This is a genomic window from Paraburkholderia sp. CNPSo 3272 (assembly GCF_024206495.1).
Taxonomy (GTDB): domain Bacteria; phylum Pseudomonadota; class Gammaproteobacteria; order Burkholderiales; family Burkholderiaceae; genus Paraburkholderia.
The window spans coordinates 21,846-32,771 of the sequence record NZ_JAMBPQ010000059.1; the positions used below are offsets into that span (position 1 = coordinate 21,846).

General features: G+C 59.8%; 11 protein-coding genes and 1 pseudogene. 2 read left to right on the top strand and 10 right to left on the bottom strand.

What is annotated here, in order from left to right; all coding sequences use genetic code 11:
- Positions 1–28: 28 nt before the first annotated feature.
- The 5 genes from M3I53_RS35505 to M3I53_RS35525 are packed head-to-tail and all read right to left on the bottom strand — an operon-like array spanning position 29 to position 1,964.
- Entirely contained in the window at positions 29–457 is a 429-nt protein-coding gene (locus M3I53_RS35505; RefSeq protein WP_254320446.1) for a VirB3 family type IV secretion system protein, read from the bottom strand.
- 6 nt (positions 458–463) lie between these two features.
- The gene (locus M3I53_RS35510; RefSeq protein WP_254320447.1) at positions 464–808 is read right to left on the bottom strand and encodes a hypothetical protein; all 345 of its coding nucleotides are present in this window, start codon (positions 806–808) and stop codon (positions 464–466) included.
- Between the two features lie 12 nt (positions 809–820).
- The gene (locus M3I53_RS35515; RefSeq protein ID WP_254320448.1) at positions 821–1,492 is read right to left on the bottom strand and encodes a lytic transglycosylase domain-containing protein; all 672 of its coding nucleotides are present in this window, start codon (positions 1,490–1,492) and stop codon (positions 821–823) included.
- A gap of 37 nt (positions 1,493–1,529) precedes the next feature.
- On the bottom strand, positions 1,530–1,748 hold the full coding sequence (locus M3I53_RS35520) for a hypothetical protein (protein WP_254320449.1): 219 nt from the start codon (positions 1,746–1,748) through the stop codon (positions 1,530–1,532).
- Positions 1,749–1,751: 3 nt separating this feature from the next.
- Complete coding sequence (locus M3I53_RS35525) at positions 1,752–1,964, bottom strand: hypothetical protein (protein ID WP_254320450.1); 213 nt, start codon at positions 1,962–1,964, stop codon at positions 1,752–1,754.
- Positions 1,965–2,664: 700 nt separating this feature from the next.
- Between M3I53_RS35525 and M3I53_RS35530 the strand changes: the two genes are divergently transcribed.
- Positions 2,665–3,057 (top strand): helix-turn-helix domain-containing protein, encoded by a 393-nt coding sequence (locus M3I53_RS35530; protein WP_254320451.1) that lies wholly within the window; start codon positions 2,665–2,667, stop codon positions 3,055–3,057.
- A 13-nt stretch (positions 3,058–3,070) separates the two neighbouring features.
- On the opposite strand, the gene pxpA is transcribed toward M3I53_RS35530, so the two are convergent.
- The 4 genes from pxpA to M3I53_RS35550 all read right to left on the bottom strand — a co-directional run bounded on the left by pxpA (position 3,071) and on the right by M3I53_RS35550 (position 8,470).
- Positions 3,071–3,847 (bottom strand): 5-oxoprolinase subunit PxpA, encoded by a 777-nt coding sequence (pxpA, locus tag M3I53_RS35535; protein ID WP_254320452.1) that lies wholly within the window; start codon positions 3,845–3,847, stop codon positions 3,071–3,073.
- 129 nt (positions 3,848–3,976) lie between these two features.
- Positions 3,977–4,954: a TRAP transporter substrate-binding protein DctP gene (gene dctP / locus M3I53_RS35540; RefSeq protein WP_254320453.1), complete on the bottom strand. Its 978-nt coding sequence runs from the start codon at positions 4,952–4,954 to the stop codon at positions 3,977–3,979.
- A gap of 223 nt (positions 4,955–5,177) precedes the next feature.
- On the bottom strand, positions 5,178–6,218 hold the full coding sequence (locus M3I53_RS35545; protein WP_254320454.1) for an autoinducer binding domain-containing protein: 1,041 nt from the start codon (positions 6,216–6,218) through the stop codon (positions 5,178–5,180).
- Positions 6,218–8,470: an EAL domain-containing protein gene (locus tag M3I53_RS35550; RefSeq protein WP_254320455.1), complete on the bottom strand. Its 2,253-nt coding sequence runs from the start codon at positions 8,468–8,470 to the stop codon at positions 6,218–6,220. The genes M3I53_RS35545 and M3I53_RS35550 overlap by 1 nt, the downstream gene beginning before the upstream one ends.
- Before the next feature lie 939 nt (positions 8,471–9,409).
- Here M3I53_RS35550 and M3I53_RS35555 point away from each other — a divergent pair.
- A complete protein-coding gene (locus tag M3I53_RS35555) occupies positions 9,410–9,664 on the top strand; it encodes a hypothetical protein (protein ID WP_254320456.1) in 255 nt (84 codons plus the stop codon).
- A 1,101-nt stretch (positions 9,665–10,765) separates the two neighbouring features.
- Here the strand turns inward: M3I53_RS35555 and M3I53_RS35560 are convergent.
- Positions 10,766–10,926 (bottom strand): annotated as a pseudogene (locus M3I53_RS35560) (group II intron reverse transcriptase/maturase); the annotation flags it as partial.

Genomic DNA, 10,926 nt, shown 5'->3' on the forward strand with positions numbered 1-10,926 from the left:
CAGCGCAGGATTGTGCGCAGGCTTGCGGTCATTCATCTTCGTCCTCCTCTGCCTGCGCAAGCAGGCGCTGACGCAACGCCTCGAAGCGCTCAAGGTCCCGGCCGCGCGAAAACGAGCGGGTGTACACGTCCAGGTCGCGGCCATACCGCATCGGTGCGAGCGTGTATGTCCTGCCGAACACCGACCCACGACGGCGGTCCAGCCAGCAGCGAAATTCCAGCCACGTCAGGCGCAGCGCCTGGTCATCTGTCTCGCAGACATGCCGGAAAAACAGGAAGACGGGCACGCCAGCCGAGCCGATCAACAGACCGCCGGGACCGATCACGAAGCCGCCGACCATACTTGTGATCAGCGATGTACAGCCGATGATCAGCGCCGGAAACATCGGGACGCCGCCGATCATCGCGGTACGGTTCAGGCCTGCGTAAGCGGGGTACAGCGTGCGTTCGTCTTCCATGGTGATTCAGGCGAAGAGTCCGAACGCCCAGCCCGCGAGCACGAGTGCCGAACCCACGCCGGCCACCTTCGCAATGCCGCCACCAAAGTCATGGATCCAGTCAGCCTTGTTGGACCAGCACTGGATCCCAACCCACAGCAGATACGAACCAGCCATCACGCCACAGAATCCGTAAAACCATAGCGTGAAGGTGTTGGCCGCCGACGTGCCCGCTGCCAGGCCACCGCCCGCCCGGGCTCCGCGGGCGGCCATCGACATGACCACGGCGCCGATGCGCCCGGCATTCCTGCCACGCAAACGCACCAAAGCCGCGGCACGGCCGGTCAAGGGTTCGAGAAGAATCTTCTTCATCTGCCTGCTCCGTCAAAAATCGCCTAGTGCGTCCCAGGCTGGATGGTGATTGACCTGTTGGGCGTGGTCGGCCCCGGTGTCGGTGCTCACTGCGTCATCGGTCCGCCGCACACGGGCCGGGTGCACTGCTGCGCGCGATGCTGTGTGCACAACGGGTGCATTGCCCTCCGGTACGACGGCGATCGGCGGCACGACAGCAGCGTTGGCTTCGCTATCGGGGACGTTCGCAGCCACGCGCTGGACATAACTCGTGCCACCCACATCCAGTTTGAAGCCGCGCGTGAAATTGCCGCTGTAGTAGCAGCTAAGCGCCGCACGCACGGCATCCTGCGGAACGCGTCCGCCGGCGGCCGCGCGGGTGTAGCAGTCGGCGAGGATGGCGCCGCCCGCGCGCAAGTTTGCGCACGGATCGAACGCGGTTTGAGGGGTAAGGCCATAGACCCGCAGGTTCGCGCGATTGACCTGGGCCAGGCCCATGCTGTAGTTCCAGCCAGCCGCCTCAAGCGCGCGCACGGTCGCCACCGCCTCGTCGCGGTTGCGCGGTTGGCGCACTAGGTGGCCGCCGACCACGCCGATGGCGAAGGGATTGAAGCCGGATTCGGCCTTGACGAGCGCCTGCAGGGTGGTCGGATAGACGGCCGGGGCGCATTGCTGCGCGAGCATCGCGAAGTCGACTGGCATCATGAGCGCTCCGTTGCGGTCCCAAACGCGAGGTGGGTTTTCATGTGGCGTCTCGGTCGCGCCTGAGCCGATGTGCGACGCCTTCGGCGACGGCAACCGCGACCGCAGGCAATTGGGGCGTCACCCGCCGGTCGAACCAGCGTACGTAGTGTTCGAGAAGCCAGCCCAGACCGCCGCAGCCCCAATCGGCGGGCACGCCCAGCTGCAACAGGCCAATTGCGGCCCGTTTTGCAAGACGAAATCCAAAGAGGTTTTGCATGGCTCACCCACCCCGCTTCTCGCGCAGCCGACCGCGCCTGTAGGCCACGCAGCCGATCGCGGCCCAACCCAAACCCACGATCGCCACCGCAAACAGCTCACGCGGCGATGAATGCCGCTCAACCAACCAGTACGCGAAGCCAAGGAACGACGTCACCGCCACGAACAGCAGCAGTGCGCACGCGCCCTTTTGAATCAACCCAAGAACTGTGCCCATTTCCGTGCCCTCCGATGTGGTCAGTTCCCACTGGCACGCTATCGGCCCGGGGAGCCCCCCCTGCTATCTCTCCTGCCCAGCGTCACACGCACGAACGAAGCCGCCACAGGGCAACTCGCTGCATTGGCTGGTCGAAGAAGCGGCGAGTTGCGATTTCGACGTGTGATACGCATACGGATGCGCTGCGCGCAGCATTTCGAGTGGCGCATCGACCTCACTCAGGTGTCCATCATAAAATTAGGAATACTTTATATATAAATCGACTGAAGATTCGCACTGCACGCTCCTTCGATAGAGATCACTCAATGGCAACAGCTAAGGCCGTGCGCGTTCGCCGCGATGCGCGGACCGTAGCTCGTACCATCAGCTTCAGCAACGAAGCCCGCTTGAAGTCGCCGCTTTAGTCGCTCACCATCGCCTACCCCGCCCTTTCCGGTGGTACTGCGTCAGATACAGGCGGCCGCACAATGAGCATGTCGTCACTTGCCTTTGAGCGTTCCTGCAACACTCCGCTTACGATAGATTGGGCAGCGTCTGCGTTGATTCCCTCAGCTTGACACCGGACGCCGCATCGATCGAATTCATCCCGAGCCTCGTCATAGGTTTTGAGTGCCATTCAAGCGCCTCTATACTGAGCAAGTTTGATCACATTTGCAGAATATAGGCACGTTTGTGCCACTTGTCAATTTTAAGAACATTTATGCCAGAAACCTTTGGCTCGCGACTTATTGCGGAACGCGAACGGCTCGGACTCTCCCAAGGCGAGATGCATGCAATTTCCGGTGCCAGTCGTCGTGCGCAATTCAACTACGAACGGGGCGTGCGTCTGCCCGACGTGGGGTATCTAGCAGCTCTCGCTCAGCGCGGCTTCGACATCCTGTACCTGGTGACGGGGACCCGCGTGATGCGTCACGGTGCTGTCGATGAACATATGCTGTGCCGCGTCCTCGTCTCGGTCGATACCGCGCTTGAAAAGCGTCCCATCGACGCAGAGAAAAAATCCAAACTGGTCGCCCTCATTTACCAAAGTGCGGCCGACTCCGGTCAGGTCGATCAGTTGCTCGTCAAGAAAGCTATCGATCTCGCGTTTTAGGCGGCCTCGCTTTTCAAGCGTGCTCCGAAACGTGCCGCGCAGTGTCCGGCGCCCTGACAGCAATACCGGCGTCGCGTAAGGCATCGCCGATCCGGTTCGCAAACGCCACAGCATGGGCACCGTCGCCGTGAAGGCACAGTGTCCCTAGCTGAATTTTGATGCAGCGGCCATCAATTGCCTTGATCCAGCCATCACGCACCATGCCCAGCGCCTGCTGACACGCCGCTACATCGCTTTCCAACACGGCGTTCGCCTGCGATCGCGGTACAAGCTTGCCTTCCGGCGTGTATGCGCGATCAGCAAAGCCTTCGTCAACTGCAAGCAATCCCGCTTCACGGGCCAGGCGGACGAGCAGACCACCAGCGAGTCCGTAGATAAGCAGCCCCGGGTCGTAGTCTTTTATCGCCCGCACGATGGCGAAGGCGAGCTCGTCATTTACCTCTGCCATGTTGTACAGTGCCCCATGGGGCTTCACATGCACCAGGCGGCCGTTGAGGCCCGCCACGACGGCCGCCAACGCGCCCACTTGATACTGCACACCGGCATAAACTTCGTCAGCCGGTAGGTACATCGGTGCGCGGCCGAAGTTCTCGCGATCAGGAAAACTCGGGTGCGCTCCAATTGAGACGCCTTGTCGAATCGCCTCTGTCGTGACTCGCCGCATCGTCAACGGGTCGCCAGCATGCCAGCCGCAGGCGATGTTGACTGAACTCGCGAGCTTGATAAGCTCGAAGTCATGCTCAAACCCTTCGCCGAGATCGACGTTCAGATCGATTGACTTTGCATTCATTTCTTCCCTCACATCAACCCTTACAGTATTTTCGCAGTGCGTATCAACTGAAATCGCACCATCAACAACCACCTCATTCCTCGAGTTGCACACATCATTGCCGCGACAACGAAAGCAATCCTGGCTCGTTTAATCATGCCAGGTCGCCGCGTCGAGGGATTCCACCGCTCCCGATCGGCACCCGGTGCCGACCGGAGCAGTCTGACGATTAACGTAGGCATCAAGAATGGCCTGACCAGCTGGCCCCACCCTACCCAGCCACTCGCGCGCCCTAGCCCGGCCTTCGTTCTGCAGCGTCGCGCGCAGCTCTGGCGAAATCGGATCCTTGATGACCACGCCGTTATTCCTCATGTGCGCATAGTTGGTCGCCATCCGTTCAGGAAGTGCTTGCCATTCCGCACTCTGCACACCTCGAGCAGCAGCTGTGATTTGCCGCTGGCGCTGGGCCGACAGCGCTTTGAAGCGGCTCTCGCTCATCACAAGAAACGAAACCGGGAAGGCGTACCGAACTGCAGCGAAGTTCGGAAGTATGCCGGCGAGGGTGTCACCGACCGATCCATCCCCGGAAGACAGCACTGCATTGATACCACCCTCGCCGACTAACGACTTGACCCGCTCCATAGGCAAACTGGCCGCGTGTGCACCCACGTTGCCCAGCACGGTCGCCGACGTTTCGTCATATGTACGAACTTTCAGATGCGTGATATCGCTCGCGCTCTTGAGAGGCGTGAGCGACCAGAGACCCGTGGGCGGCCAAGGCGACACCACCAGCAAATGCAAACCGGCTTTCGCAAGCGCGCGACGATAGGCTGGCTCCGCAATGCACGCCAATGCTTTCGCGTCCGCTTCGCTACGCTCCAGAAATGGCAACGTTGACAGTTCGAACAGCGGATCGAGCGTGGCCAGATTGCCACCGAAGATGTCCGCTGCGTCGACACCGCCCTCTCGTATGTCGTCGACCAGCTGTACCGCGCGCCTGCTCGTCCGATACTCGATGTGTGGCGCTATGTAACCTTGCGTCTCCGTTGCTACGTGTTCGGCGAACGAGCGAAGACCGTGGCCTGATACGGTGTCCTCAGGGTATGACGTGACCATCGACCAGTACACGTGCTTATCTCCGAGAGCTGCGCGTGATTCACCAGCGACCAGAAGGCACGCTACCGTGAAGCAAACGGATCGAGCGAGAATCGTAGTTTTCATCGTCAGGAATAGAAGGACCGGCTCGCAAACTTGAAATCAATTTAGCCGACAAGCCTGCGTAAATTCCACTTTCTATTTTCTATTCCCAACGTCTGAAAAATATGATAACCCTATATGCGCGACCAATCGTTTAGTTAATCAATCCGCATTTAAAGGCAAGTGCTACTGCTTCCTTGATGTGAGAGACACCCATTTTTCGAGTAATTCTAGGGTATACGACCTGCCTGACGTGGCGCGCACGCATATCCAGTGCGGTAGCGATCGTCTCTGCAGAGCTGTCCTTCCAATGCAATAGGGCACGCAATACGGTCAACTCCTCACCAACGAGCTGAAACTGTGCTGCAAACTCGCGCAGCTGATTCAGCCGCCAGTCCGACAGGGCGCCAGCGGCGCTGCGCCACCTGTTCTGATTGCGCGAAAGGATCCCATCGCCATCCGCGCAATTCGCCCCGACAGCTGCCTGCAGAATTGTTAATGTCGATCTCGCGGGCTCGTGCACTGGACACGTGAGCATGCTGTACAAACCATGGCCCTGCGCTTCCTGCAGTAACCAGTGTTCTGTCGCTTCGTTTTGAAGATCAGATGTCGTTACCGGCGATGCGTTTCGCTTTGCATATTCGAGCAATGGGTCATTCATGTAACCGGATCGATAGACGTACTTCTGCATCCAGGCAGGATCGCATCCGACGAGATACCGATGCTCCGCCCTGTCGCCACGACTATCGAAATCGATCCAGGTGATGCAGTATTGTTCGGCACCAAGCGAACTGGAAAGGTCATCCAGCAGCGCTGCCAGATCGTATTCGTTGGTGCAGGCAGGCATGCTTTCCAGCACATCATCGACGCTCGCGGATCGAATGCGCCGTGTCGGGCGCTTCCTCCCATTGAGCGTCTGTAGGCACGCACTCTTGATCGCATCGTAGGCCGGCGCGAGAATGTCGCCCCACGGATCAGCGCCCGAGAATTCCTGTAGCGCCCGCTCGCCCCGCAGCGGTAGAAGGAGCGTAAGACTCACATCATCCGGACGGGAGATCACCCGCTCGAGGATCAAGCGTCCCTCGCCATAATCCCGCAGGCGCAAAATGACGCTATCCGACCCGCCCCTCTCACGTCGTTGATACACGACGTTCGCGCGCGCATTGGGTAATTTTTCGACCACCGAGCCGAACATTACTGACCTACCTTAAGTTCAGTGATCGGCGCCGGACGACCACAAAGGTATCCTTGTAGTGACACGTCCTTGAAGCGCGATAACCATGCCGCCTGCTCCCGCGTCTCGACACCTTCAACCACCAGTGACAGCCCGACGTCCCGTGCAAGCCGAACAAGATTTTCAACCAGGGCTGCGGCCATCTTCTGACCCGGCGCTGCCTCGGTGAATTGCCGGTCGACCTTGATACCGTCGACAGTTTGCGAGGTTAAATGCAAAAGCGATGATTGACCGGTGCCAAAATCATCCAGCACAACCTTCACGCCCAGTCGGCGAATATCCTGAAGTCGTGATCGCAGTTCGCGGCTTCCGGAAAGCACCGCCGTTTCGGTTATCTCGAGCTGCAGCAGATCGGGATCCATCAGATTTTCGTTAAGGCATTCCTTGATGGTGTGCGCAAACCCTCCCCTGGCGAGTTGCACTGGCGACACATTGACTGACAGAAAGAGCCGGTTGTCACTCGCTTCCTGCCAAGCCTGGAATTCGCGGCACGCCTGCCGCAAGACGTATTCGCCAAGCTGCACTATCAGACTGGAGGTCTCCGCGAGCGGGATGAACTGGTCAGGCTTCAATACGCCCTTCTGCGGATGCCTCCATCGGACAAGCGCCTCGACGCCGCGTAGCGTACCTTCGACGCTAACAATCGGTTGATAGAGCACAAAAAATTCACGATTGATGATTGCGTATTGCAACGCTTGCTGTCGCTCGATCAGCGATAGCGCGCGATCAGAAAGGTCACGGGTATAGATATGGAAACGACTTTCCTCGCCCTGGCGACCACGTTCTTTGGCCGCATACATCGCCAAGTCTGCTTTCGACAGTAGTCCAAACTCGCTGTCATCCGGATCGGTATGCAAGGCAATTCCGATGCTGACGTTGACGGTGTAGTCGTGCCCACGCATGACGAATACACGTTTGAACGCCTGAATGATATCGACAGCTATCCGTTCGGCACGCACGAGTGCGTGCTCGCCTCGCAGGACGTACGCGAACTCGTCGCCACCAATGCGCGCCAGCAAATCTTCTGAAGCCGCACACTCTTGAAGACGAAAGGCAACGTTACGCAAAAGGTCGTCACCAACCTTATGTCCCAACGTATCGTTGATGGCCTTGAAGTTATCCAGGTCGACGTAGAGGAGCCCTACCATGCCTGGTTCTTCATTGCGCATCCATCGGCGCGCCGTTTGCAGCATGAGGTGCCGATTCGGCAGCCCAGTTAGTGAGTCCGTCTCGGCCAGCTTCCGAAATCGACGGGTCACTACCACCTGCCAAGCAGCAGCAGCCAAAAGGGACAGGCTCAAAAAGGAGGCGATCACACAGTAGAGTACCTTGGCTCGGCGATACGGAGTCAGTGCGTCGTCGGCCGAAACGCCCGCGACTACTGAGACGGGATACGCAGACAGATGGCGATATGAAACTACACGCTGAACGCCATCCACTGGATCCTTAACAACCGCTCCCTTCGCTCCGGTCATTGCCGAATAGGCCGAGGCGGGTGGCCCATTGGGCGACGCGGGCTCCCCACCGGCCAGTCGCGATAGCAAATAGCCGTTGTCGGACAGCACAGCCAACATCCCGTGGAGGCCAAGGCCATCAAGGTTGTAGAACCCGTCAGTCAAAAAATTTGGATCTTCTGAGACAACGACCACCCCTGCGAATGAACCGTCAGGATGATTGAGTCGGCGGGTGAACTGAAGGGTCCAGTGTGACGAAACGCGTCCGAGTACTGGCTGGCTGATATAGAGCCCGATGTTCGCTTTCTCATGAACCCGGAAGTGCAGCCGATCGGATAGGTTCACAGCGCGCGCGTCCGGCGTCGTTGTTTGCACAACCCGTCCGGCCGCGTCGACGATCGTTACCTGTAACGCCGTATCGGCCGAGACAAGCCCTCGCTGCTTGTAGTCGGAGAGCGAAAACGTCGCCGGCGAGCGCTCGTACTCATACTTGACCCACTGCACGACTACATCCGCGTCGTGAACGGTTTTTGCAATGTGCGCCGCGAAGGCGCTGGCCAGCTGTGAACCCGTGGCGACCGCGGCAGTATGGGCCCGCTCACCTTCGTCGTGAATACGTTGAACCGTAACTGCCCAGATCGTCGCAATTAGCACCAGCGCGACAAGCGGGAACGCGAAAGTGCGATCCGCGTAGGCGCCCAATACTTCGGCCAGACGACCAGGAGTCACGGCAGCTCTCTGCGATTTCGACAAGGCCATCGCTGGTTCCCCAAGACTTCAACGACACAAATAGTCTGAGGAAAAACCTGTTCAAATCGTGGAACGGTTACAAACTGTTTCTCATTATGTGAAATGGATATCAAGTGCTCCCGCGGTCTTCGACTCGGCCGGCAAGACGGCTGGTACCGTTGAAGACGGCGCGCGCCGGCCAATGTTCCGCTGCCGAAGCAGGTCAGGTGACGGCCGCGGCAAGTACGCCCGTCGGCAGTTTCCGCAGACGGGCAGCCAGTGATCATGCAGCACACATGGGCGCGCGGAAAAACGCTACAGATTACGTTCTTTTTGTTACAACGTGGAGGCGAATGGGGACAAAAGTTGTGTCGCTCATCAGTCAAGGGGCGAAAAGGCGATCGGGCCACACGCCGGCACCCTGGTTTCGTGAAACATTCTTCGTGGATCACTCGCAAAGCCTTGCCAGGCAATGATTTCCGCCGCGACGGCATGCGCCCTAGAATGTTTCACGGGACGACACATTGGGTCTATTTGCGCCTGAAGGTACCCTAATTTTCTTGCGCCCTCATCGCGATCGGGATTCGCAAAGTGCCACCTAGAGCGGAGCTCAACAAACCGGTTTTTGTGGTTCATCGCGGATTGCCGGCGAAGGCAGCCCCAGTCAGAAGGAGTCCTGAATGATGCTTGACGCGAAGAGAACGATCCTGACGGGTGCGAAACGACCGGATATCCACAGAGGCCCCTCTATATGAACCACCCTCGATATAGATGACGACATGCTCGCCCTCGCCCGCGCGCGTGTCGACCGCGAGCACGTGTCGATCGGCCGCGTCATCTCGCAGTTCGCCCGCACGGCGCTGCAGCGCCCCTCAGTCGCAACCTGCATTGCCTGCCGGAATTGCCGAATGCGCACACCATCGGTACCGTCCCCGAACTCGTCAACCAGATGCGCGACGAGGTGCCCTGGTGGCGTATCTGCCTGACATCAACGTACTGATTGCGCTGCTCGACGCGGGTCACGTACAGCACGAGGCTGCACACAAGTGGTTCGGTCGGGTCGGCCACTCGGCTTGGGCAACCTGCCCGTTGACCGAAAACGGCGTGGTGCGCATCATCGGCAGTCCGCGCTACCCGAACACAATGGAGACGCTCGGCCGCGGTCGCGCCACTCGTCGGAAAGCCGCGCGCATCATGGTCACATCTTTTGGTCTGACGACCTGAGCCTGCTCGATGGGCGGCAGGTCGACGCGAGCCGCATCCTCGCGACCGACCAGGTGACCGACACGTACCTGCTCGCGCTCGCCCGCCTTGCATGAGGTGCCTTGGCCAGTTTCGCCCGCCGGCTGGTGGTCGATGCGTGCCGGACGGTGCGCGCCACCTCGAAGTCATTAGCTGATGCTGGCGCGGAGGCTTGATGACCGATATGTCCTGCTTCACGCCAAACGATCACTTCCGGGCCGACACCACGATCGGGACCGCACGCGGCCGTCGCGGGCAAGGCAGCACCGCAGCATCTCGGCCCCCGGACCACTGGCTCCGCGCAACCCTCCCCGCGCAAACAGGTTGCTAACGACTTGCAGATCGCCTCGCACGGCTCACGGTGAATGCCGGCACCACCTTCTCCGGTGAGTTTCAACGACATCATGCAAGTTGCCGGCGCGCTGACCCGGCAGGTCTCTGATACGCCGAGCCAGACGCTCCACGGGCCCGCATGACGTCAGCGATGGACTAGGCGGGCGGCCCTCTGGCGCGCCTAGCGACCGACCTCAAATGCGGCATCAAGTCAGGATGAGGGGATTACTGGAGGCCATGAATAGTGGCGCTCCAGTTGCTTGGCGGGTTCTTCCGTCACATGCTCCCTTTGACGGAATGTGTACCAGACAGTCAGGCCTCGTTTCAGCCTGTTCTCATTCAGGCGATACCTATCAGGCGCCGTAAGCGCAAGTCGCCAAAGTGTCGGTACTACTGACACATCCCGACGTCGCCCGCGCCGTGGCGCTATCCGGGGTTCAGCGCGGCAGTAATACTGACACCTCGACAGCCGCTCGAGGCACAACGTGCAATGCGGGTCAGGCAGCAACGAAAGGCCGAAGTGTCGGTACTACTGACACAGCACGACGTCGCCCGAGCCGTAGCGCTATCTGCGGGTTCAGCGCGTCGAAAGGCACACGCTCTCCGAGCGCTGCCTGTAACTTCCCGTATTGCCGACACGTGTGACGGGCGCCCCCGCTTTGGGATCGGCATAGGGGACAGCCAACTGGCTGCGCCCCTGCCACACCACCCGGCATGCGGGTCCGCACCGGGCGGTTCGGGGAGTTGAGGTTATGAGAGTCGTGGCACGCCCAGCCGATCGAAGTAGGCGAGGGTCAGCACGCTGTTCAGCAGCTGGCCGCTGTTACGCCACCAGCGATGGCTGTTCGCCGCCACTTGTTGCGCCACAGCGGGCAGTGCTCCCAGCGCACGCAGTTCCCGGTAGATGGTCG